Origin of the sequence: Pelotalea chapellei (assembly GCF_018531195.1) — a bacterium.
GTDB lineage: Bacteria > Desulfobacterota > Desulfuromonadia > Geobacterales > Pseudopelobacteraceae > Pelotalea > Pelotalea chapellei.
Window position 1 is genome coordinate 17670 of record NZ_JAHDYS010000015.1, and the last position, 24150, is coordinate 41819.

At 54.2% G+C, this 24150-nt stretch carries 23 protein-coding genes; 4 read left to right on the forward strand and 19 right to left on the reverse strand.

What is annotated here, in order from left to right:
* Window positions 1-16 precede the first annotated feature (16 nt).
* Window positions 17-1216 carry an L-2-hydroxyglutarate oxidase gene (gene lhgO / locus KJB30_RS14375; protein WP_214300536.1) on the reverse strand — a complete coding sequence of 400 codons (1200 nt, stop codon included), beginning with the start codon at window positions 1214-1216 and terminating at the stop codon, window positions 17-19.
* Window positions 1217-1280: 64 nt separating this feature from the next.
* Between lhgO and KJB30_RS14380 the strand changes: the two genes are divergently transcribed.
* Entirely contained in the window at window positions 1281-1598 is a 318-nt protein-coding gene (locus KJB30_RS14380; RefSeq protein WP_281415665.1) for a type II toxin-antitoxin system RelE/ParE family toxin, read from the forward strand.
* Window positions 1599-1608: 10 nt separating this feature from the next.
* Entirely contained in the window at window positions 1609-1905 is a 297-nt protein-coding gene (locus tag KJB30_RS14385) for an addiction module antidote protein (RefSeq protein ID WP_214300538.1), read from the forward strand.
* 65 nt (window positions 1906-1970) lie between these two features.
* Here the strand turns inward: KJB30_RS14385 and KJB30_RS14390 are convergent, their stop codons facing one another.
* From KJB30_RS14390 to KJB30_RS14405, 4 genes are all read right to left on the reverse strand, one after another.
* Window positions 1971-2276: a hypothetical protein gene (locus tag KJB30_RS14390; RefSeq protein WP_214300540.1), complete on the reverse strand. Its 306-nt coding sequence runs from the start codon at window positions 2274-2276 to the stop codon at window positions 1971-1973.
* 55 nt (window positions 2277-2331) lie between these two features.
* A complete protein-coding gene (gene tsaA / locus KJB30_RS14395; protein ID WP_214300542.1) occupies window positions 2332-2748 on the reverse strand; it encodes a tRNA (N6-threonylcarbamoyladenosine(37)-N6)-methyltransferase TrmO in 417 nt (138 codons plus the stop codon).
* Between the two features lie 130 nt (window positions 2749-2878).
* A complete protein-coding gene (locus KJB30_RS14400) occupies window positions 2879-3469 on the reverse strand; it encodes a nitroreductase family protein (RefSeq protein ID WP_214300544.1) in 591 nt (196 codons plus the stop codon).
* A 190-nt stretch (window positions 3470-3659) separates the two neighbouring features.
* Window positions 3660-4007 carry a DUF3024 domain-containing protein gene (locus tag KJB30_RS14405; RefSeq protein WP_214300546.1) on the reverse strand — a complete coding sequence of 116 codons (348 nt, stop codon included), beginning with the start codon at window positions 4005-4007 and terminating at the stop codon, window positions 3660-3662.
* 622 nt (window positions 4008-4629) lie between these two features.
* On the opposite strand from KJB30_RS14405, the gene KJB30_RS14410 reads away from it, so the two are divergent.
* Window positions 4630-5804 (forward strand): IS3 family transposase gene (locus KJB30_RS14410; RefSeq protein WP_437179734.1). Its coding sequence is split into 2 segments (ribosomal slippage): window positions 4630-4900 and window positions 4900-5804, totalling 1176 coding nucleotides; the frame shifts between segments, so codons are not numbered across the junction.
* 30 nt (window positions 5805-5834) lie between these two features.
* Here the strand turns inward: KJB30_RS14410 and KJB30_RS14415 are convergent.
* Window positions 5835-6290: an REP-associated tyrosine transposase gene (locus tag KJB30_RS14415; RefSeq protein WP_214300550.1), complete on the reverse strand. Its 456-nt coding sequence runs from the start codon at window positions 6288-6290 to the stop codon at window positions 5835-5837.
* A 386-nt stretch (window positions 6291-6676) separates the two neighbouring features.
* On the opposite strand from KJB30_RS14415, the gene KJB30_RS14420 reads away from it, so the two are divergent.
* Window positions 6677-7381 carry a hypothetical protein gene (locus tag KJB30_RS14420; RefSeq protein ID WP_214300552.1) on the forward strand — a complete coding sequence of 235 codons (705 nt, stop codon included), beginning with the start codon at window positions 6677-6679 and terminating at the stop codon, window positions 7379-7381.
* A gap of 225 nt (window positions 7382-7606) precedes the next feature.
* On the opposite strand, the gene KJB30_RS14425 is transcribed toward KJB30_RS14420, so the two are convergent.
* The 13 genes from KJB30_RS14425 to icmF all read right to left on the reverse strand — a co-directional run bounded on the left by KJB30_RS14425 (window position 7607) and on the right by icmF (window position 24145).
* The gene (locus tag KJB30_RS14425) at window positions 7607-8425 is read right to left on the reverse strand and encodes a CoA-transferase subunit beta (protein WP_214300554.1); all 819 of its coding nucleotides are present in this window, start codon (window positions 8423-8425) and stop codon (window positions 7607-7609) included.
* Window position 8426: 1 nt separating this feature from the next.
* Window positions 8427-9401 carry a CoA transferase subunit A gene (locus tag KJB30_RS14430; RefSeq protein WP_214300556.1) on the reverse strand — a complete coding sequence of 325 codons (975 nt, stop codon included), beginning with the start codon at window positions 9399-9401 and terminating at the stop codon, window positions 8427-8429.
* A gap of 64 nt (window positions 9402-9465) precedes the next feature.
* Window positions 9466-10623: an acyl-CoA dehydrogenase family protein gene (locus tag KJB30_RS14435; protein ID WP_214300558.1), complete on the reverse strand. Its 1158-nt coding sequence runs from the start codon at window positions 10621-10623 to the stop codon at window positions 9466-9468.
* A 9-nt stretch (window positions 10624-10632) separates the two neighbouring features.
* Window positions 10633-11544 carry an electron transfer flavoprotein subunit alpha/FixB family protein gene (locus KJB30_RS14440; protein WP_214300560.1) on the reverse strand — a complete coding sequence of 304 codons (912 nt, stop codon included), beginning with the start codon at window positions 11542-11544 and terminating at the stop codon, window positions 10633-10635.
* A 150-nt stretch (window positions 11545-11694) separates the two neighbouring features.
* Entirely contained in the window at window positions 11695-12471 is a 777-nt protein-coding gene (locus tag KJB30_RS14445) for an electron transfer flavoprotein subunit beta/FixA family protein (RefSeq protein WP_214300562.1), read from the reverse strand.
* A gap of 156 nt (window positions 12472-12627) precedes the next feature.
* A complete protein-coding gene (locus tag KJB30_RS14450) occupies window positions 12628-14613 on the reverse strand; it encodes a heterodisulfide reductase-related iron-sulfur binding cluster (protein ID WP_214300564.1) in 1986 nt (661 codons plus the stop codon).
* A 48-nt stretch (window positions 14614-14661) separates the two neighbouring features.
* Window positions 14662-15801, reverse strand: coding sequence for an acyl-CoA dehydrogenase (locus tag KJB30_RS14455; RefSeq protein WP_214300566.1), 1140 nt, complete (start codon window positions 15799-15801; stop codon window positions 14662-14664).
* 101 nt (window positions 15802-15902) lie between these two features.
* Window positions 15903-16685, reverse strand: a complete 783-nt coding sequence (locus tag KJB30_RS14460) for an enoyl-CoA hydratase-related protein (RefSeq protein ID WP_214300568.1) — start codon at window positions 16683-16685, stop codon at window positions 15903-15905.
* A gap of 82 nt (window positions 16686-16767) precedes the next feature.
* Window positions 16768-17613: a 3-hydroxybutyryl-CoA dehydrogenase gene (locus KJB30_RS14465; RefSeq protein ID WP_214300570.1), complete on the reverse strand. Its 846-nt coding sequence runs from the start codon at window positions 17611-17613 to the stop codon at window positions 16768-16770.
* A gap of 109 nt (window positions 17614-17722) precedes the next feature.
* Entirely contained in the window at window positions 17723-18901 is a 1179-nt protein-coding gene (locus KJB30_RS14470; protein ID WP_214300572.1) for a thiolase family protein, read from the reverse strand.
* 151 nt (window positions 18902-19052) lie between these two features.
* A complete protein-coding gene (locus KJB30_RS14475; protein ID WP_214300574.1) occupies window positions 19053-20219 on the reverse strand; it encodes a M24 family metallopeptidase in 1167 nt (388 codons plus the stop codon).
* Between the two features lies 1 nt (window position 20220).
* Complete coding sequence (locus KJB30_RS14480; protein ID WP_214300576.1) at window positions 20221-20748, reverse strand: nitroreductase family protein; 528 nt, start codon at window positions 20746-20748, stop codon at window positions 20221-20223.
* 151 nt (window positions 20749-20899) lie between these two features.
* Entirely contained in the window at window positions 20900-24145 is a 3246-nt protein-coding gene (gene icmF / locus KJB30_RS14485; protein ID WP_214300578.1) for a fused isobutyryl-CoA mutase/GTPase IcmF, read from the reverse strand.
* Between the last annotated feature and the right edge of the window lie 5 nt (window positions 24146-24150).

Here is a 24150-nt window from a genome sequence, read left to right on the forward strand (position 1 = left end):
AAAGCTGGTTCATTCTTTACTTTTCAGCAAGCAACCTCACCTTTTCCACAATATGCTTGCTGATCGGAATAGCCGAAGTGGCCGCTGGTGACGGCGCATTACAGACCGCCAGGGCTCGCCTGGTGTTGACGAACAGGAAGTCGCTGACCAACTGCCCCTTTTTGCTGACCGCCTGGGCGCGGATGCCGGCGGGGTAGTCGTGGAGATCAGCCAGGGTAAGTGAGGGACAGTATTTTCGCACAAGCTCAAGATACCCTTTTTTATAAACACTGTTCTTCAGCTCGACCATGCTGACCCTGAAATTATTGCGCAGAACCTTGAGCAGTCCCGGATAGGTAAGCATTTCGATGCTGTCGCGCAAACTGAAATCAGTCTTGTAATACCCTTCGCGCTTGAATGCGAGGACAGCATTTGGGCCGACAGTGACCGTTCCGTCAATCATTCTGGTGAGATGAATCCCGAGGAAGGGCAGCTCCGGATCGGGAATCGGATAGACCAGGTGGTTGACGATGCGGTTATGCTCCGCACTCAGCAGGTAGTATTCACCGCGAAAGGGAATGATCTTGAAGTCGGGTTGAACCCCCAACATCTCTACGACCCGGTCTGCCATAAGCCCTGCACAGGCGATCAGATATCGCGCCGTAAAACTGTTGCTGCCGGTCCGCACAGTTATGCGGTCGGGCTGTTCGTCCACCGCCACGACCTCGCTGCTGTAGCGAACCTCGCCCCCACCCTGCACCACCAGATCAGCCATTTTCGCAGTAATTTCCTTATAACTGACGATGCCGGTAGAGGGCACCAGGAGAGCTCCGACGCCTGATATATTCGGTTCAATCAGTTTCAGCTGCCGGGCTGTCAGCTCCTCCACCGGAATCTCATTGTCAGCACAACGCACCACCAGGCTAGCCATCCGCCTAAGTTCCTCTTCACTAGTTGCCACCAGCAGTTTGCCGCATTCATCGTACCTGATGCCGTACTCCGTGCAGAACTTCTTGGTGGCACTGTTCCCTTCCTTGCAAAACCTGGCCTTCAGACTTCCCGGCGTGTAATAGACACCGGCATGGATAACGCCGGAGTTGCGGCCTGTCTGGTGACACGCCGGAAGAGCCTCTTTCTCCAGAACCAGTACAGTACAGCCCGGAAAAGCCTGCTGCAGTTGCCAGGCAGTGGACATTCCGATTATTCCAGCACCGATCACCATAAAGTCATAGGTCATGAGGGGTCTCTTTTACCGCGATAGTTTTGGGGCAGTGACAAGTAATGTCAGAGGAGTTGACAGCATGTATCCGCAAGGCTACAATTCAGCCATGATAGAAATCCGCAAAACTGAACTTTTTGCCGCATGGCTCGATAACTTGCGTGACATCCAGGCCAAGGCCCGTGTCCTGGTCAGGATTGAACGCCTTGCCTCGGGAAATGCGGGCGACGTTAAGCCAGTTGGAGAAGGTGTTTCGGAAATGCGGATCGACTACGGTCCCGGTTATCGTGTTTATTTCATCCGACGCGGCAGCGAGTTAATCATCCTGCTGGCTGGCGGTGACAAGAGCAGCCAGTCCCGGGATATCAAAGCAGCGATCCGTCTTGCACAGAACCTATAGGAGTTGAAAAATGCCTAAAACAACTACCAGTCGATATGATGTTGCAGAACATCTCCGTACTCCGGAAGAAATGGCGGCCTACCTTGAAGCCTCCCTTGAAGAGGCCAATGGCGATGCAGCCTTTATTGCTAAGGCACTTGGTGACATTGCCCGCGCCAAAGGGATGTCGCAGGTTGCCCGTGATGCCGGACTTTCCCGAGAAAGTCTTTATAAGGCACTTTCAGGTGAGCGAATTCCTAGTTTTGATACTATTTTAAAAATCGTTTCAGCACTGGGACTCAAGCTTCACGCAGAGGCCGTGCACTGACCCCACTTCTTCTGCCCGTCGATCCAGGGCTAGGGACAACAGCATGCCCCCACATCTCCACCCTGTTACCTCTTTAAAACCTTCCGAACATTCACGACCTTGGCCCCAAGCTTCAGTTTTCTTCCGCAATCCTCTTCACAAGTAGCAGATACCCCGACTTTAAGGCCAGCGGTGGAGCCCACCTCAAATATATGTTCGGCTCCTTTTTTGTCCTTGATCGTTACCACGTTGTCCTTGATGCTGGTAACTCTCCCGCCAAGAATAATACTTTCCCGGTCGCCGGTTTTGTCAGTTTTGTTAATTGCAAATGCTGCAGCACCACTTGCGAGAATAAAGACACTGACAAGCAAAATACTTAACTTTTTAAGCATCGCTCTCTCCTCTTATTTGTCATTACCGGGTCTGGACCCGCTGTTTCTAAGAGCATTAAGAGTCAGCCGACTGCCGGAGAATTGATTTGATGTCGACCACCGGTGTGCCGTCAAGAGCCTCAAGCGGGCCCACCTTCATCTTTGACCCGACGATCTCATGCACAACAACTCGATGTAGGCCAAGGGGGTTGGGTCGATTGGGAGATCGTGTGGCAAACACGCCAGTCAGGGGCAGATCCTTGTTGCGACCCGGATGTACTTTCAATATGTTCCGCTCTGACTGGTGAAGCCAAGTGATAACGATAATTTCATCGCCGACGGCAATACCATCGAGTCCCTCTGCAACAGCTGGGTCAATCTCAAGCCAGGCATCGGGCGCACCTTCATACCCTTGACGAGGAGCCTCTTCCCGTCTGGTCAGCTCGGAGCGAACCACCCCGATTGAATTTAATGTGTAAGATGTTGGGAACATTTTTTCTCTTTATAAGGGGATCAGTAGGGACAATGCCTGCTACAGCTAAAAGGGGAAAATTTCCTGGCAAAGCCCCGCGGTTTAGTTCTCAAGTTCAAAATGGGGTAAAGAGGAGGGAGGGAGGTGTGGTTTACCATTTCCCCCAATGGATCTTGTTCTTCTGATATTTGTCCTTCGGTTTATCCTCCCCGGTTGGGACGCCAACCAGAATTACATTCAACGGAATGACACTCGCCGGTATACCCAGCATGGTTCGCACATGCTTCATTTTATCTTCGTACGGATATGAGGCCGTCCAATGCCCGCCCAGGCCCAATGCCTCGGCGGCCAGCAGAATGTTTTCACTAGCCAGAGATGCGTCGATGATTGCGAAGTCCTTACTCTGCAGGTGCGCCTTTTCCGGCTCCGTGCATACGATGATTACGGCTCCGGCCTTTTCGATTCCCCGGGCAGTCGGCAGTCCGGCAGCCAATTCATCTATTTTCTTTTTGTCGGTCACGATGACGAACGACCACGGCTGCTTGTTGACCGCCGTTGGCGCCGCCATCCCAGCTCTCACCATCTTTTCCAAATTTTCCACACTAACCGGCGCTCCGGTGAACGATCTCACGCTCTTTCTGGAATGAATCACCGAAAAGGTGTCTTTCACCGGCTCCGCCTCTTTGGCCGCAGCAGGGCCTGCCACAAGTAAAACCAACAAGCAGAAGGATAAGATTTTCATGTTTCTACCCCCAGGGAATTTTTCTTTCAACAAGCCTTCTACGCATCTAGTTGTGTTGTTGGGGAAGTCAAGTAATCAAGTTCTGACATAGCCCTTCCCCTAAATTTAGCCCTCGCTCAACGGCGTGGAGACGTAGCGGCGGAGCGTTAGCGAAGACCGTCTGCCGCCAGCTGGTGAACGATTTCTCTCCTCAGCCGAAGAAACATCCATGCTCATCAGTGTTCACAACCTCCAAAAATTTTTCGATTGTTAGAACTGTCAAAACAGGTTGGTAACCATGCCATTTCAAATCAGCTCGGAGCCAGAAAATTTTCCAGTGTTTTTGAGTTGATACATAAGTTGCTTTTGCAAATGGGTGTTCTCGAATTATGCTTGGGTCGTCCCATTGTGGGCGGATTTCGAAGAGTTCCAAACTTTGACCTGAGAGCCTGTACCCCAAGTCTACTTGAGAGCGGATTTCAGGAGGTGGCCGTCTTATTTTTAAAAATTTCGTCAATGCCTTTTCAATTTTTTTTAGCTCAAATTCAGAGAATGCCATAACTTCAATCACCTTTTATGCGCTGCTTGGTTTTCTGGTTACTTATTTGGGTTCATATAAGGGGACAGGGTTCATATAAGGGGACAGGCTACTTATTAGCACTTCTTTTTCGCCCTTTTTGCCATCCGCATATAAGGGGACAGGCTACTTATTAGCACTTCTTTTTCGCCCTTTTTGCCATCCGCGTGGACGCACTGTCGATGCCAGTCCCATTTGCCCACACAACTCATCTCTCCAATGTGCCTTACCAAATGGCGCCTGCCGATTGACACTGTTTCTTAGACGATTAATCTCTGCGTCAGTCAATGGTGTATCCACATTCATATAAGGGGACAGGCTACTTATTAGCACTTCTTTTTCTCCCTTTTTGCCATCCACGTGGCCGAACTGTCGATGCCAGTCCCATTTGCCCACACAACTCATCTCTCCAATGTGCCTTACCAAATGGCGCCTGCCGATTGACACTGTTTCTTAGACGATTAATCTCTGCGTCAGTCAATGGTGTATCCACGTAAGCGGCCCAATCATCAGGCAACACAATCGGAAATGGGTCCGGGAGTACTGAGGTAAGTTGAAAAATTCGGACACCAATGTTAATTACCCCATTAACGGAGGTGTTGAAATGACGAGAAGTTCTAACGGCCGCTATTCAAAGGAATTCCGATGCGAGGCCGTGAAATTGGTTGTTGAAGGAAGCATATCTGCCTACGAGGCGTCCCGCCAGCTCTCCCTGCCGAAATCCACCCTTGAAAACTGGGTACGAGCCTTCAAGGCCGGGAAGCTCGGTTATATCGGTGGACAGCAGCGCCCCTTAACTGATGTTGAGCATGAACTCGACCGGGTCAAACGAGAATTGGCGCAGGTCAAGCAGGAGCGTGATATTTTAAAAAAAGCCGCCGCGTACTTTGCGAAGGAGTCGCTGCACGGTACGCGGTAATAAAAGAGCTTCGATGTGACTATCCTGTTCCTGAGCTCTGCCGGACTCTGGAAGTATCAACCAGCGGCTATTACGACTGGCTGAAGCGTCCAGACTCGCCGCGCCAGAAGGAAGAGGCACGGCTCGTCATCGAAATCAAGGCGGCTCACAAGAGAAACCGGGAAACCTACGGCCCTGAACGATTGCAAAATGATCTCGCCGAGCATGGCATTCAGATCGGAGTCCATCGAATCAAGCGTATCCGCAGGGTCAATGGCATTCGCTGCAAGCAGGTGAAGAAGTTCAAAGCGACAACAAATTCCAGCCACTCGCTGCCAGTTGCCGAAAATCTTCTGGAGCAAAACTTTGCGACCGAAGCTCCGAACCAGGTGTGGGTGAGCGATATCACCTACATTTCCACCGCCGAAGGCTGGCTCTATCTTGCCGGCCATAAGGACCTCTTCACCGGCGAGGTAGTCGAATACGCGATGGGCGACAGAATGACGAAGAACTTGGTTAGCCAATCCCTTTTCCGCGCCACCTCTGCCAAGCGGCCGGCGAAAGGCTTGATTCATCATTCCGACAGGGGCAGCCAGTATTGCGCCCTGGAGTACCGCAAATTACTTGAGCAGTTCGGCATGCAAGCCTCCATGAGCCGCCGCGGCAACTGCTACGACAACGCCCCGATCGAGAGCTTTTGGGGCATACTGAAAAACGAATTGGTCCATCATCACCGGTATGCCACTCGGCAGGAGGCGATACGGGAGATCACCGAATACATCGAGATCTTCTACAACCGCCAGAGGCGTCAGGCGCGGCTAGGTTATCTGTCACCGGCTGCATATGAACGGAAATATCTCAAAGAGCTACAAGCTGCATAGGTGTTTGGTGTCCGCTATTGACGACCGACCTCATACACCTTCGGCCGCACTTCGTGATGGATGTGACGACCATGGCCACTGAGAGGCTGTTGCAGAGAGACCTGCTCGTACTGGATTGGCTTCAATGTAACGGGCTACCGTCAAGAGATGATCGTCTTCTTGCACGATGAAACTTTTGTACCTACCTTGCCAGACATGCCCGCTGGTGCCGTAATGCGCATGATAACGGCGGACATGGCTTGTCATCAGCCACTGCATACATTTGTTGAGTTGATCAGCCTGTTCGGGCTGAACGAGCAGATGAAAATGGTTTGGCATCAGACACCATGCTTGAAGCTTTACTGCATACTTTGTCCTTGCATGGAGCAAAAGATCGATAAAGGCACGATAGTCACCGTCCTTGTGAAAGACCTGTTGTTGGCCGTTACCTCGATTAATAAGGTGGTAGCAGCAGTTATCCGCTAAAGCTCTGGCAATTCTCGGCATATTGTCATTCCCCAATAACTAGCCTGTCCCCTTATTACTTCCCCATATAAGGGGACAAGTTACTTATATATTGGCATTCTGGGGGCAGACCAAGTTAAACCACTGAATATAAACACAAAATATTCCAACAATAGCTATCATTTTGGTTTAAACGTCCATTTTTGGGGTCAAAATCGACACAGTAAGATACAAATTCCTCTTTCAACACCCATTTGCCCCGTTTTCTGCTCTTCGATCCTTCTCCCCACTATTCTACTTCCAAGGCCGACATAAAAAAGTAAATATTAATATTAATAACTTAATTTGCGGTTTGCATTCGCTTTTTTTTCATCTATATTTTTTGGGGCCCATCACGAACTTGGCCAATAAAAAACCCTGGAGGCCGTATGAGCAGAAAAACTAACAACAGATCGTTTGTCCAGGCGGCTACACTTCTCGCTTCCCTCACTCTTGGCGTCAACTTCGTTTACGGATGGGGCGGTACTTCATCAGGGGGATCAACCAGCTGGTCGTCCAGTGGTTCAAGCAGCAGTTCCGGCAGCAGTTGGGGCGGGTCGAGCGGTGGGTCAGGCAGCAGCCAGACAGCTAAATGCGTAATCGCAAACCTCAACCTGTCACTTACAACAGCAGACTGCCACAAATGCCACACCGGGGATGATACGGCTATTGCAGCCCTGCATCACAAAATAATAAACCCTCCGCCGTGTGCAAACTGCCATTCATTTACCGGCACACTTGATCCAGTGCAACGGGACTGCATTTCCTGTCACCTCCCCCCCCAGCCCCCCCCCACCACCTTCACACCCCACGGCCCCACTGTTCACGACAAGGTAACGCATTGCGTTGTTTATGACTCGTGCGGTAATTGCCACAGTGGCTCACTTCCGGACATCCATTCCGGTGCCAGCTCATCTGGCAGCAAGTACAGTTACCATGGCGGCAGCTATGGGGATAGCTCTGTGAATCCCGGCAAGTCGGTATGCTACCTCTGCCATACCAGCAGTAACTCGACCGTGAAGCAAACGGTCATAAAAGGACTCGCCGGGCAACCAGTATCCTGCTCCAATTGTCACAATGGAGGCGGAAGGTAAATCCTACCACCTCCCTGTTTTTAGTATCAGAATGACCGAAAGTTTCCTTCCGGGCTGTTCCGATTGTCATTGAACCAGCTAGACAGGAAAATGACCGACAAAAAAGGCGAGAGTACGCAAGAGAATAAGACCATACCGGACAGAAAAAGAGGGGCTGACCATCACGGCCAGCCCCTCTTTTCCCCTCTCATGGCAGACAGGGCACAACGATCCAACCTTCTTCCCCTACCCCTTCTTTACCGCCGGAATAAAAATGCCATCCGGGTCCAGCACATTATGTATGAAATGCAGTTCTTCCCTGGTCGGCAGCTCGGTTTCTCCTTTGACCCGCGAGATGTCCAGATCAAACTGGCACATGCCCCTGATCTCTTCCGGGGTCTGGCCAGGATGGCAGGTATCAAGGTAAATCCTGCCACTCTGGTCGTCAAAGCGGAATACGCCGGCCGTGCTGATCACCGCCGATGGTCCACCACGGTAGGCTGAACCATACAGTTCCCGGCGATGGACGAACTCTCCACCCGGCCACTTCTTCACCCGCCAGCCGGGGCTGGTGATGTAACTGACATTGGGCACAAAACGCCGCTTTTCGTGCACCATGATGAAGACTGTGCGCCTGGCAAAGGAGTTGATGTCCGGGTTGCCGCCACTGCCGGTCAAGCGCAGTTCCGGGTTGAGGTAATCGCCGATGCAGGTGGTGTTGACATTGCCGTACTCGTCCACCTCCGCCCCGCCCAGAAAGCCCAGGTCCACCAGACCGCGCTGGGCGATGCTAAAGGCGTCGCTCAGTCCTGACGACCGTGAGGCTCCCATCTCGCAGCGGGCATCCCCCACCGAGGTGGGCAATTCGGGTGGTCTGCCATCCAGGGTGCCGGCTTCAAAAATCAGCTTCAGATTGGGTGCATGGGTTTTCTGTGCCAGCATGATCGCCACCATGGGCAGGCCGGTACCGGCAAAGACGATCTCGTTATCAGCCACTTCGCGGGCGGCGGCGCAACAGAGCAGGTCGGCCAGGCCGAATTCTTCCGGTTTCGCATACTCGCTCATGTCACTTACCTCCCTTTGATTCGCGCGGACTGTAATTGAGCGCGGTATTGGCCTTCAGCTTGAGCATGCGCGGCCAGCCCAGCTTCTCCAGGTAACTCATGTGATCCTGGCCATGAATCCACTCTTTGGCAAAGTCATCAAACCCTTCCTGGGTGCGGGTGCGGCCATAGAAATCCTTGAGGAAATTTCCGTCCACATCGTAGCGGCCGAACATGCCGGTCGGGTGGGCACCGAAGGGGCATTCGATGATGTAATCCACCTCGAAGCTGGGGATGGTGTTCTGGTCCGCGTTGCGCCGCAGGTATTCTTCCGGCACGATCTCCTCGGCAAAAGCGATGGTGATATCCGCGGCCCGGGCAGACTCGGGATCGGAATAATACTGGCCATTGACCCGTACGGTCCCCTCCTCCCCCACCTGCTGCACGCAGAGCACTGCAACATCCAGCTTAACGGGAGGGAGCAAAACCTGAGCACCGGCCCCAAAGAAAGGATCCTCCACGAACTGATACTTATGCTTGGCGATGTGAGGATGTGTGCCGTCACGCAGGCCGGCACGCCCCAGCATGTCGTACTCGGGATTGTGGATGTCGGTTCCAAGAGAGGTCTGAGTCACAGCATAAGCTGCACCCTGTGCGGCAGCTGAAAAGCGGAACATCATCTCGGCATGGCTGTAATCCTCGACGATGATCTCCTTGTTGCCGACCTTGCGGGAAAGATTGGCGCCGTACTTGCCGTACAGCTCATGACCAACCCAGCACGATTCCCAGATATCGACGCAGCCGGCACCAACAAGAAATTCCGTCTGGGGCCCGCCCTGCACCTCGATCAGATGTAGCCCCCGGCGCTGCTGGCGGATCAGTTCATACACCAGCGCAAACGGCCGCCGCCAGATGGTGAACCCGGAAAACGTAAGACTGGAGCCATTCTTGACGATCTCGGCTGCCTGCTGCAGGGTGATGCGTTTGTCGGTGCTCATGCGTCCTCCTTTTATAGGCTAAGGCTAAGGTTAAGATTCAGGTTGAGGATACTCAACCTCAATCTCAACCTAAGTTTTTCAATATTTCCCGCGAGATGATCAGTCGCTGGATTTCGCTGGTTCCCTCATAGATCGAGGTAATGCGGGCATCACGTGTATAACGTTCGATTGGGAAATCACGGGTGTAACCGTAGCCTCCGAGCATCTGCATTGCCGTGTAACAGGCGCGATTGGCCGACTCGGTGGCAAACAGCTTGGCCATGGATGCCTCTTTGGCAAAGCTCTTGCCCGCTTCCTTGCGGCAGGCGGCGTTCATCAGCAGCAGCCGGGCCGCTTCCAGCTCGGTGTAGGCGTCGGCGATCATCCACTGCAGCGCCTGAAAACTGCTGACCTTCTGCCCGAACTGGACCCGCTCGTTAGCATAGCGGGTAGCGTAATCCATGGCAGCCAGGCCAACCCCCAGGCCGAGTGAACCGATGCCGATCCTGCCGCCGGCCAGTTCTGCCACGGCAATGCGGAATCCGTCGTTGGGTTTGCCCATCATTGCGCTTTCAGGTATGCGACAGTTATCGAAGATCAGTTCGTTGGTAGCGGAGGCATGCTGGCCCATCTTGTGTTCTTCCTTGCCGATTATCAAACCGGGGGTGCCGGCTTCTACCAGAAAACAGCTGATCCCCTTCCCTTTGGGCGCCTGCTTGTCGGTCACCGCCCATACTACGAAAACTCCGGCATAGGGGGCGCTGGTGATGAAGATCTTGGACCCGTTGAGTACATAATGATTGCCGTCCTTGACCGCCTGGGTACACATACCCGAAGGATCGGAGCCGGCACAGGTTTCGGTCAAGCCGAAACTGCCGGCAGCATATTCGCCGGAGCATATTTTGGGGATATAGGCCTTTTTCTGCTCTTCGGTACCGACCGCCTGAATTACCTCGCAGACCATGTTGTTGACCGACACGGTCACCGCAGTGGAGGCACAGACCCGGGCAATTTCGGTCATCGCCAGGCTGAAAGCAACCACTCCGGCCTCGGAGCCGCCATGGGCGTCTTTCACATTGAGCCCCATAAAACCCAGCTCTGCCAGTTTTTTCAGGTTTGCCAGCAGCGGCCCACGATCACCCCCCTGGTCCAACTGTGCCGCAACCGGCTCCAATTCTCCATTGGCAAAATCCCGGGCGGTTTCCTGAATCAGCTTCTGCTCTTCAGTCAGTTCCAGATCCATGTTTTCTCCCTATTTAGCGAGTTTGGCCGTAAGGGCCGGCACAAACTGCATCACGTCGGCCACAACCAGCACGTCGGCCACCTCTCCGATGGGTGCGTCCTTGTCCTTGTTGATGGCAAGGATAAAGTCCGATTTCTTCATGCCTGCCAGATGTTGGATCGCGCCGGAGATGCCGCAGGCCACGTAGAGTTTGGGGGAGACGGTCTGGCCGGTGGTGCCGACCTGATGATCATGGGCCACCCATTCGGCATCCACCACCGGGCGGCTTGCTCCCAACTCGCCCCCCAGAGCCTTGGCCAGGGCTGCAATTATCGCCACATTGTCCTTCTTGCCCACTCCACGACCGGCACTGACAATCACCTCGGCCTTGGCCAGATCCACACCTTTTTCTTCGGCCGGTTCATAGCCGACAAACTCCATCGTCCCTCCGCCTGGTGCTGCCAGCCTGGTTACCTGGGGAGTGCCCCCTGGCTGCACGCCCTGGAAGGCGCCTGCCTGAATAGTAATGACCGTTTGCGGAGTAGAAGGTTTGACGATGCGACGCATTTTGCCGTTGCAGCAACCAACCTCGAAACCACCCTCCTGGATAGCAACCACCTCCGAGACCTGGGCCGCCTTCAGGGCGACCGCCACCCGCGGAGCCAGGTCCCAACCGTAGGAGGAATGGACAAAGACGATGCGGTCGGGATTCTCTTTCTGAACAACATTCAGGATCAGCTGCTTGTGCAGGTCTGGGTTATATTCACCGCAGGCAGCAGCGTCGGCCAGATAGAGTCTGCCGCCGAATGAGGGGAGCTGGGTTTCGCTGCCGACCATGAACATGACCGGCTCGTCAGCCGCCTGACCGGCAAAACCAAACAGCTCGTAGGTGGAGTCAAGCAGCTTGCCTTCGCGAAATTCACCTATCAGTAAAGTTTTCATTTTGTCTCCTAGTGCGCTGAATCTATCCCCCTCCCTAACCCTCCCCCTCCAGGGGAGGGAACACGCTCCTCCCCCAAGCGGACCCACAGGGCCTAAAGGGGGGGTTGGGAGGGGGGAAACCCTGGTACGAAAAACAAGCCTTACATGCTACTACCGCAACACCGCGGTTTTTTCCTTGAGCAGTGCAAGAACCTTGTCCACCTGGTCGGCAATATCACCCTCCACTAGCAGGCCGCCCCCCTTTTTCGCAGGCGGGTGAAAGCTGGTGGTCTTTGCCAGGCTCTCTTCCTTGAGCAGATCGGCCACCGGTAATGCAATGATTTCTTTTTTCTTGGCCTTCATGATGTTGGGCAGGGTCGGGTAGCGGGGAATATTGAGGCCGAGCTGACAGGTAACCAGGGCAGGTGTCTTCATCCTCATCACTCCCTTGACACCCCCTTCCAGCTCCCGCTTTGCGGTTACCACATTATCTTTGCAGGAAAATCCCACCACGGTGGTTGCGCAGGAAACCCCCAGCAGCTCCGCCAGCATGGCACCGACCTGGGCAGAACCTCGGTCCTGGGACTGCATCCCGGTAAAGATCAGATCGAACTTGTGCTCCCTGGCATAGGCTGAAATGATCGAGGCAATCTGCCAGGGATCCCTGGACGAGACCGCCTGATCCTGAATATGAACGGCCCTGTCGCATCCCATTGCCAAAGCCTTTTTAATCGCTTCGACAACCCGATCCGGGCCAATCGAGAGCACCGTTAAATCGGATGAATCACCACATTCCTCCCGAAGCTGGACCGCCTGCTCCACAGCATATTCGTCATATTCATTCATGCGGTATGCAAGGTCTGCTTCATCGAACCAGGTATTGGAGGCATTGGGCTTGAAACGCGATTCCAGGTCAGGAACCTGTTTTATGCAGACGAGAATTTTCATATATAACCTCCTTTTAATTCTTCACCACGGAGACACTGAGACACAGAGAAAATCTCGGACGAACACTGAAATCTGTTTCAGATCCAGAACGATAAACCTATAAAAGCAGTTTTTTTCTAGTACAGTTCTCCGTGCCTCCGTGTCTCTGTGGTAAATTCAAGCCTTAATTCGTTCCGCCACGATCTCAGCCAGATCTCTTACTTGTAATGTTCCTTCCACCCCGCCAATCTTGATGCCGTCCTCGAACATGGTCAGGCAGAAAGGGCAATTGGAGACCAGGGTTGGTGCGCCGGTATCAGCCGCCATCCGGATGCGCTTCTCGCTGATCTTGGTGCCGAGCTTCTCTTCGGCCAGGATGCGCCCCCCGCCGGCACCGCAGCAGAAGCTGTCGTAACCGCTCTTTTCCATCTCCCGGATACGCCCCCCTGCCTGCTGCAGAATGCTGCGGGGCTGGTCGATGATATCCATGTACCGCCCCAGATAGCAGGAGTCGTGGTAGGTGACATCAAAGGTTTCCGGCGCTATCGCAAGGCTGCCGCTCTTAAGCAGTCCGTGGATGTAGGTGCTGTAATGTTCCACCGGCACGTCCAGGCCCAGGTCCCGGTAATCGCGGGACAGGGTGTTGAAACAGTGGGGACAGGTGGTGACGATGCGCTTGACTCCGTAACCTTTGATCAGCTCGATGTTTTCTGCCGCCATCATCTGGTAGAGGTATTCGTTGCCCAGCTTCCTGGCCGGCTCGCCACAGCATTTTTCCTCTTTGCCGAGGATGCCGACTTTGACCCCGGCGGCGGCACAGATCGTGATGAAGCTTTTGGCAATTTCACGGTTTCGTTTGTCAAAGGAAGCATAGCAACCGACGAAATAGAGGATATCCACTTCAGCGCCGCTTTCCATGCGGGTTACCGGCAGGCCTTCCGCCCAGTCGCCGCGGGAGGCAAAGGTCAGGCCGAAAGGATTGCCGTTGACTTCGATATTTTCAATGGCGGTCTTGACTTCGCTGCCGGGAAAGCCACCCTCCATCAGGGTCAAGTTGCGGCGCAGCTCGATGATCTTGTTGACGTGCTCGTTGTTGGCCGGGCAGATATCCTGGCAGGCACGGCAGGTGGTGCAGGCCCAGATAGCATCCGAGCCGACTGTCTCCACCAGGTTCCCTGCGGGCGCTGTTTCAGCCTGCTCGCCGATCTGTTTGATCAGCTTCATGGGCGAAAGGGGCTTTTCGGTGGTGTGGGCCGGGCAACGGTCCTGGCAGCGACTGCAGGAGGTGCAGGCATCGGCGTCAAAAATGTCTTTCCAGGTCAGATCTCTTACTGTAGCTGCACCGAACTGCTCGACCCCTTCATCCTCGAGATTGATGGTGGAGATGGTGCCTTTGGGCTCCATGGGCGCAAAAAAAGCATTGGCGCTTGTGGTGAAGATGTGGCGCAGCTTGGTATAGGGAATGGCGGCTATGAAGCCGAGCACCAGGACAAAATGCGTCCACCAGAGGACCTGATGTGCTGTGCGGATGGATTGATCGTCATACGAGGTAAACAGTGCGGAAAAGAGCAGGCCCACCGGTGAAAAACGGGCCAAGGCCGGATTCTGGGTTACTTCGGTGGCAGCCATGCGGGCGCCTTCGATGAGGAATCCGGTGATCAGAATGGCGAAGAGCAGGATGTGGATCCGATAGTCGTCGTCAGTGGTTTCCAGCCCCTCCGGTTTGATGAAGAAACGCCGGATGAACAGCCCCCCCAGCATGACCATGGCCACCAGACCGGCACAGTCCAGCACCAGGGAAAATGCCTGATAGAATCCGCCGGAAAGAATATTGACCCGGGTAAGCGGAGTGAGAAAGTCAGCCTGAAGCATAACCAGCAGCGTGCCGAGGAACAAAACTCCGAAGCCCCAGAAAAAAAACGAGTGGAACAGGCCGCCGATCTTGACGCGGGAGATTTTCTCCTGGCTGAACACCTCGGCCACCATGCGCTTGACCCGCTCCTCGAACCGGTCGCAACGCACAAGTGGTTTCCCCAACCGGTACAACGGCAGTCGCTGCCAGAATCCCCACACCAGCAGACCAACGGCAGCAATGCTCAGCAGATACATGGGCGCCACCACGCCATGACCGATATTCCAGTATATTTCTCGGGTAGCTTGCATATGCTTCTCCGGTGTAAAAGTCCCCTGTGGGTTCAGATCAGGACGTTCTTACGACAGTAATAATTTTGAAATAACTACTCTTTGCACCTCGTTTGTTCCCTCATAAATCTCCGTGATTTTGGCATCGCGAAACATCCGCTCCACCTCATAATCAGCGATGTAACCGTATCCCCCATGAATCTGAAGCGCTTCCTTGGTCACGAAAGTGGCGGTCTCGGATGCGTGCATCTTGCACATGGCCGATTCCATGGTGTAGTTCCGTTTGGCATCCTTGAGGCAGGCGGCTTTGTAGGTCAGCAGCTTGCTGGTCTCAATGCGGGTCCACATGTCGGCCAGCTTGAACTGGATCGCTTGGAACTCGCTGATCGGCTGTCCGAACTGCTTGCGCTCCTTCGAATAGGCCAATGCCCTTTCAAAAGCGCCCCCGGCAATGCCCAGAGCCTGGGAGGCGATCCCGATCCGGCCGCCGTTCAAAGTATCCATGGCGATGTTAAAACCCTTCCCTTCCTGCCCCAGCAGGTTTTCCACCGGCACCCTCAGGTCATCAAAGGCAAAGGCCGTGGTGTAGCTGCCGCGAATGCCGAGTTTTTTCTCATTTTTCAGAATTGAAACGCCGGGAGATTTGAGATCGACGATGAAGGCGCTGATTCCCTTGTGCTTGAGGCTGCGGTCATATGAAGCCAGCAGGATGCCGGTACCCTGGTAACCGCCGTTGGTGATGAAAGTTTTACTGCCGTTGATGATGAATTCGTCCCCCTCACGGCGGTAGGTAGTAGCGGTTCCCCCTGCATCACTGCCGGCATCCGGCTCGGTCAGCAGGAAACAGCCGATTATTTCGCCGGTGTTCAGGGCCGGGAGCCACTTCTGCTTCTGCTCCTTGGTACCGAAGGTGTAGATCGGACCACTGCACAGGGAGGTATGGGCCGAGATCAGAACCCCGCTGGAGCCGCAGGCTTTGGAGACCTCTTCCACCACGATTGCGTAGGAGAGCATGTCCAGCCCCGCCCCGCCGTACTCTTCGGGCAGGTAACTGCCCAGCAGACCCATTTCTCCCATTTTCGTGACCAGATCGTCAGGGATCATGTGGTCTTCATCGATCTTCATCGCAATCGGCTTGATCTCCTTTTCGACGAAATCACGAACAGCGGATTGCAATACCTTGTGGTCCTGGCTCAGTTCAAAATCCATGGTTTCCTCCGGAGTAACAGGCTTAGGTTGAGGTTGAGTGTTAAGGTTGAGTGTTACGGAGTTTCTAAACCTAAACCTAAACCTCAACACTCAACCTGTTTTTATCTGTTTTTAAATGCCGCCTTCCTCTTTTCCACAAATGCAGCCATCCCCTCTTTCTGATCCTCCGTGGCGAACAGAACGCCAAACAGGGAGGCCTCGTAGCGAAAGCCGTCTTCTTTGACCATGTTAAGGCCATTGGCAATGGCGTCCTTTGCATAGGCAACGCCCAGGGAGCCGACACCGGCAATGGCGGCGGCGGTTTCCCGCGCCTTGTCCAACAGCTCTTCCGGAGCAAAGACTTCGTTGACGATGCCCCAGGAGCACGCTTTTTCGGCGCCGATCATCCGGCCGGTGAAAATCATCTCGTTGGCCTTGTTGGGGCCGATCAGGCGGGACAGGTTCTGGGTACCGCCGAAACCGGGTATGATCCCCAGGGTCACCTCCGGAAATCCGAGCTTCGCCTTTTGCGAGGCATAGATGAAATCGCACCCCAGAGCCAGCTCCAGTCCGCCCCCCAGGGCAAAACCATTGACCGCAGCAATGACCGGTTTTTTCATTTTCTCCATGGCCATCATCACATGCTGCCCCTTGACCGCGAAACGATGTCCTTCATAGGAAGACATGTCCGCCATCTCCTTGATATCCGCTCCGGCCACAAAGGCTTTTTCACCGGCTCCGGTCAGCACCACCACCTTTACCGCCGAATCATATTCAAGCTGATACAGCGCACGCCCCAACTCATCCAGCACTTCACTGTTAAGGGCATTCAACGCCTGAGGACGGTTAACGGTCAGGGTAGCTACGGCGTCGGTGGTTTCGATCAGCAGGTTTTTGTATTCCATCGGATTCTCCGTAGGGGCGCGGTTACCGCGCCCTGGTTAGCATTATTGAGCGATGGGCGTGGAAACCGCGCCCCTACACCTGTCAATACGTGTAGAACCCGCGCCCCGACTTGCGCCCCATATACCCCGCATTGACCATCTTTACCAGCAACGGACAGGGGCGGTATTTGGGATCCTTGAAACCCTCATAGAGAACATTGGCAATGGCCAGTACCGTATCCAACCCGATGAAATCCGCCAGTGTCAGCGGCCCCATGGGCTGGTTGGTGCCCAGCTTCATCCCCTTGTCGATGTCCTCGGCCGTGGCAATACCTTCATAAAGGGCAAAGACAGCCTCATTGATCATCGGGATCAGCACCCGGTTGACGATGAATCCCGGGTAATCCTGGGAAACCGCCATCTCCTTCTCCAGCCTGGCCACCAGCTCTGCAGTCAGTCGAAAGGTTGCGTCGCTGGTGGCATGACCGCGAATGATTTCCACTAGTTTCATCACCGGCACCGGGTTCATGAAGTGCATGCCGATCACCTTGTCGGGACGCTTGGTGACCGAAGCGATTTTGGTGATTGGAATCGAGGAGGTGTTGGAAGCCAGAATTGCGCTGGGTTGCACGATGTCGTCTAGCTTGCGGAAGATGTCCAGTTTAAGCGGTTCGTGCTCGGTGACGGCCTCGACGCAGAAATCGCAGTTAACCAGATCGGTCATGTTTTTAGTGGTCATGATCCGCCCGACAGTCTCCCCGACCAGCTGCTCGCCGATGACTCCCTTTTTGGCCTGGCGCTCAAGATTCTGCCGTATGGTCGTGATCGCCTTTTCCAGCTGCGGTTCAGCGATGTCGTAGAGAAAAACCTGATATCCATATTGAGCATAGACATGGGCAATGCCGTTGCCCATCTGCCCTGCCCCGAGAACTCCAATTGTTTTGACCATAAGATGCCTCCATTTCAGAATCGGAATAACACGGAGCAACTGAGATAGACACAACGCTTCTTTTCTTAATTTTCTCCGTTGCTCCGTTGCTCTGTGTTTCAAACTGTTTTCAGACCCGCTCGAAGACGACGGCTACCGCTTCGCCTCCTCCAATACACAGCGTAGCCAGCCCATAGCGTGCATTGCGCCGGTGAAGTTCACGGATCAGCGTAGCAGCCAGGCGACCACCGCTTGCGCCGATGGGGTGACCGATGGCACAGGCTCCGCCGTTGACATTCACCTTCTCCAGGGGCAGACCAAGCGCCTTGATAGCCAGCAGCGCCACTGAAGCAAAGGCTTCGTTAATTTCAAACAGATCGATGTCGGCAACCGAGAGACCGGCTCGTGAGCAGACTTTTTCAATGGCCCCTATTGGGGCTTCGGGGAAGTTATCGGGATGACGGCTTTCGGTTGCGTACGCCACGATTCGGGCTTTGGGACTCAAGCCATGCTTTTTCAGCCCTGCCTCGCTGCTTAACAGAAGCAGTGCCGCGCCGTCATTGATGGTGGAAGCATTACCGGCCGTGATGGTGCCATCCTTACGGAAAACTGTCCGCAGTTGGCTTAGCTTGCCCGCATCCCCTTTGAACGGCTCTTCATCGCTATCGACTACCTCATCACCCTTTTTCCCTTTTTTCACCACCGCAATAATCTCATCCGCAAAGGTTCCTGTGGTCACCGCTGCTTGAGCAAGCTGGTAGGAACGGGATGCAAATGCATCCTGTTCGTCCCTGGTCAGACCGGCACGTGCCACGCTATCCTCGCCGATTTCACCCATGTGGCGTCCGGTGTAAGGATCCTGCAATCCATCGTAGATCATCAGGTCCAGCAGTTCGCCATGACCCATGCGGTATCCACTGCGACCTTTTTTAAGGATGTAGGGAGCCAGGGACATATTCTCCATGCCACCGGCCATAACAATGTCGGAGTTTCCAAGACGTATACTGTCGCAGGCAAGCATTACCGCCTTGAGACCTGAACCGCAGACCTTGTTGATTGTCAGGGCTGGTGCGCTGTCTGGAATACCGGCTGCGCGCATGGCCTGGCGTGCCGGTGCCTGGCCGCAACCGCCCGATAGCACCTGACCGATGATGACCTCGTCAACCGTTTCGCCGGACAGGCCGGCAGATGAAAGCATTCCCTGCATGACCGTTGCCGCCAGACGGGGTGCATCAATTTCAGACAGCATTCCATTGAAGGAGCCGAACGGGGTTCTTTTCGCCTCTACCACAAAAACGCCTTCATTCATGACATTCCCTCCGATCCCAAAAGTGATGCCACTGTATAATCCGTTTACGTTCATGTCAACTAAAAATATAACACAATTATACATTTCAAAATGAGTACAAAAAAAGCCGGAGCTGAGTTACCAGACACCGGCTTGTGATTGACAGTTGAGACTACAGGAAAACAATTTTATCAGGCATATCCGTCAGCTTGATTCCACCGTTATCACTAACTGAAAAAGTGTTTTCTATGCCGATTGCTCCCTTACCCGGAAGGACAAATTTCGGTTCGACAGCAATCGTCTGACCGGAGACAAGCGGCACTTTGAAACCCTGTGCCAGAACAGGATATTCATCCAGCTCCAGACCAACACCGTGCCCGACAAACTTCGCCTGCTCACCCGGCATGCCCATGAACGCTGAACCGAGACCGGCCTCTTCGGCCATTTTGACAGACATTGCAAACAGATCCTCACATACGGCACCAGGCTTCATGGCCTGCCGGATGGCTTCTTGAATGCTGAGAGAAGCATCAAAGGCGTGCTGCAGTTCCGGATCTAGTTGGCCGATCACAAAGATACGGGTCATGTCCGTCACATAGCCATTAAAAACACCGGTGTAGTCCAACAGGATCGGCTCGTTTTCGCGAATGACTTCAACCGAGGCCCCGTGCGGCGATGCATTGGAAAGCCCTTTTCCGGTCACCGCGCCATCAAAAAATCCATAGCTGGCGCCCCCGGCGGAGACCGCCAGACCACCGTAGAGTTCCTGGTTGAAAGCTCTCATGCGAACGTATCCCTCGTTACCCGCCTTACGAAGCCGGTATTCGAATTCAGCGGCGAGATCGAGTTCGCGCATGCCAGCATTCAGGAACTGAGGCACCTGGTGAAATACCGAACAAAGGACACTCCCACTGTACCGCAACTGCTCCACCTCAAACTCCGATTTGACTGATCGAACTTCCCGGTTGAGGGGGGAAATGTCGACAATCTGATGTCCGGGCAACAGCTTGGTGTAATAGTTTAGCTGCTGTACCGGAATGACATCAAACGTCATACCGATTTTCATTTCTCCTTCACCAAACAAGGAGGGAAACTCTTTACTTGAAGGAAAGGGACGGATGTCAGCAAGCGGACTTTCCCCCCTGGCCCGCGAAAGACTCTTTCGCACCAGCAGCATGGGTGCGCCCTCCACGGGAATCCAAAGCGTTGAGTTCTGACGGGTGCCGGTAAAGTAGTAGACATCGATGGGAAATATGAAAAGTGCGCCGGATAATCCCTTCTCCTTCAGCCCGGCCTGCAAGCGAAATACTCTCTGCTGCGATTCCTGTTCTGTTAGCATGTCAGCACCCCCATTCGTTGAAAAAGGCAATCTCCACTAGTTCTTTCCGCGGACGCGCCTTTGGTTCCTGATCAGGATATCCCAAGGGAGTTATGCCCACGATTCGGATGGCCTCGGGGAGCATAAGGGATTGTTTAATCAGTGCCTCGTTATACCACCCCATCCAGCAGGTGCCAAGCCCAAGGGCATGCGCTGCAAGACAAAGATGCTCAAAGGCGATGGCGGTGTCTGCCGCAAAGTATCCGATGCCGTTTTCCACCCCCGATTCACCAGGGTCAGCACAGACGACAATCACCACAGGAGCCATTGCAATCGCCTTTTTACCGGGGTTGTCATCAGGAAAAGCCTCCAGCAACCTGGCCCGCTTATCCGCATCGCTCAACACCAGAAACCGCCAGCACTGGCTGTTTTTCCAGGAAGGAGCCAATCGTGCCGCATCCAGGATCTGCTCGATTTTTTTACGTTCTACCGGCGTATCCTTATATTTGCGAATACTGCGGCGATCACGAATTACCTGAAAAATGTCCATGTGTCCTCCCTCAAATCGCTTTTCCCTACGGGGGCAAAATTTCGGCCAGATTGTCGTCACTCCGCAGGGATTCCGCGGAGACGTAGCAGCGCTACGTCGCACAAGAGAGTCCCAAGGAGTGGCGGCAAGATGGTCGGAAGGTTGCACCCGCCTACATATTGCGCCGGTATTTGCCTCCGACTTCGTACAGCGCTTTCGATATCTGCCCAAGCGACGCTACCTTCACCGTTTCCATCAGCTCGGCAAAGATATTGCCCCCTGCCACTGCTGTCTCCTGCAGCTTCTTGAGGGCCTGCGAGGCATCCCCGCGATGCTGCTCATGAAAAGCGGCCAGATTGGCAATCTGCTGTTCCTTTTCCTCTTTGGTGGCCCTGGCTAGCTCACCCGGCACCTGGTACCCCTCTTCGTCTGCACGGGGATTGCGGAAGCAGTTGACCCCCAGAATGGGCAATTCACCCGAATGTTTCTTGTGCTCGTACAACATGGACTCATCCTGGATCTTGCTGCGCTGGTACTGGGTTTCCATGGCCCCCAACACACCCCCGCGCTGGTCGATCCGTTCGAACTCGCACAGCACCGCCTCTTCCACCAGGTCGGTCAGTTCCTCGATGATGAAAGAGCCCTGGCTGGAGTTTTCGTTCCTCGTCAGGCCGAACTCGCGGGTAATGATCATCTGGATCGCCATGGCTCGGCGCACCGATTCTTCGCTGGGCGTTGTGACCGCCTCATCATAAGCATTGGTATGAAGCGAATTGCAGTTGTCGTAGATGGCGGTCAATGCCTGCAGTGTGGTGCGTATGTCGTTGAAATCCATCTCCTGTGCATGCAGCGAACGTCCGGAAGTCTGAATATGATACTTCAGCTTCTGGCTGCGGTCGCTGGCACCGTACTTCTCACGCATCACCACTGCCCAGATGCGACGTGCAACACGTCCGATCACCGTGTATTCCGCATCAAGACCATTACTGAAGAAGTAGGAAAGATTGGGAGCAAAATCATCTATGTGCATGCCGCGCGACAGATAATATTCGACGTAGGTGAAGCCGTTGGAAAGGGTGAAGGCCAGCTGGGAGATCGGGTTTGCACCTGCCTCGGCAATGTGATAGCCGCTGATGGAAACCGAATAATAATTACGCACTTTCTGCTCGATGAAATACTGCTGGATATCACCCATCATCTTCAGGGCGAACTCCGTGGAGAAGATACAGGTATTTTGCCCCTGATCCTCTTTAAGGATATCAGCCTGGACCGTACCGCGCACGGTCTGCAGAGTGCAACTGCGAATCTCTTCGTACTCTGCTCCGGAAGGTTCGCGGCCGTGCTTCTTGCGGAAGCACTCCACCTGCTGTTCAATGGCGGCATTGAAGAAGAAGGCCAGCATCATCGGAGCCGGACCGTTGATGGTTATGGAAACGCTGGTGTTGGGGGCGCACAGATCGAATCCGGCGAAGAGTTTCTGCATGTCGTTGACCGTACAGATCGATACGCCGCTCTCACCGACTTTTCCATATACATCCGGTGGAAAGTCAGGATCCTCGCCGTACAGGGTCACGCTGTCAAAGGCGGTGGAAAGCCGTTTCGCATCGTCATCCTTGCACAGATAGTGAAAGCGCCGGTTGGTGCGCTCGGGAGACCCTTCTCCCGCGAATTGCCGCTTGGGGTCCTCTTCCGCCCGCTTGAAGGGGAATACTCCGGCAGTAAAAGGGAAACTGCCTGGCACATTCTCGAACATGGACCAGCGCAGGATCTCCCCCCAATCGGCGAAGTCGGGAACACACACCTTGGGAATCCTGGTCCCGGAAAGGGTGGTGATGTAGAGGTCGCTGCAGATTTCCTTGTCTCGAACTTTGGTAATCAACTGATCCTTGCGATAGGTTTCCTTAAGCTTTGGCCATTCCTTGAGAATCCGCTTCGGCTCCTCATGCAGTTTGCCCTCGAACAGGGAAATCTGGCGCTCAAGTTCGGCAACCGTAGATTCTGTCAGCAGCTCTTGTGCCCCCTTCAGCTGAAAGAGACGTCGGGCCACCACAACCTGTTCCTTGACCTGCTTGCGATAATTGCGCGCCGCCGACACAATTTCCCCCAGGTAATGCACCCTGTCAGGAGGAATGATGTACTTTTTCAAGCTCTCGGTCTCCGATACTTTCAGTCCGGATTTCAGGGAGAGCCCCTTCTTTACATTCAGCCTGTCCAGCAGGGCCAGGTAAAGTACATTGGTGCCCGGATCATTGAACTGGGAGGCGATGGTGCCGTACACCGGCAACGACTCATCCGCCTCCTGAAACAGGTTGCGATTGCGGCGATACTGCTTGCGCACATTGCGCAAGGCATCTTCGGCACCCTTGCGTTCAAACTTGTTCAAAGCCACCAGGTCGGCGAAGTCCAGCATGTCGATCTTTTCCAGCTGGGTCGGTGCGCCGAATTCGCAGGTCATGACGTACAGTGACACATCGGCAATCTCGACTATCCGCGCATCCCCCTGGCCGATGCCGCTGGTCTCCACGATGACCAGGTCAAAGCCGGATGCCTTGACCACATCAATTGCATCTTTAATGGCTCCGGAAAGCTCGGAGTGGGAATCTCGAGTGGCCAGGGAACGCATGTAAACCCTGTCGGTGTTGATGGCATTCATTCGGATACGGTCGCCCAGCAAAGCACCACCGGTGCGCTGACGGCTGGGGTCCACGGCCAGAATGGCAACGCTTTTGTCAGGGAAATCGAACAGGAAGCGACGCACCAGTTCATCGGACAGGGAGCTCTTGCCTGCACCGCCGGTGCCGGTAATGCCGATCACCGGCACATCCCGCCCCATACTTCGAATTCGCTCACGCAGGCTCTCGTAGCCGGTCGTATGATCGTGAACTGCCTGTTCCGCCAGGGAGATCAAGGTGTTGACGGCACGGATATCCTGCAGCTTGAGCTTATTTATCTCCTCCTCGATGCTACGTTGAGGAGCAAAGTCGCATTCCTTCAACATCAGGTTGATCATCCCCTGCAGCCCCATGCGGCGGCCATCTTCCGGAGAAAAGATCTTGCTGATGCCGTACTCCTCCAGTTCCTTGATCTCATCGGGAACAATGACCCCGCCACCTCCGCCAAAGACACAAATATGCCCGGCATCGCGTTCATGGAGCAGATCCTTTATGTACTTGAAAAACTCCAAATGCCCTCCCTGATAGCAGCTAACCGCTATCCCCTGGGCATCCTCCTGGATGGCCGCAGTCGCAATCTCTTCCACCGAACGATTGTGACCCAGGTGGATTACCTCTGCACCCGAGGCCTGCAATATGCGGCGGATGACATTTATCGTGGCGTCATGACCATCAAAGAGGCTGGTGGCGGTGACAAAGCGAACTTTATGGGAAGTGGCGTAGGGTGCGGTCGCTGCAGCGTTCATGTATG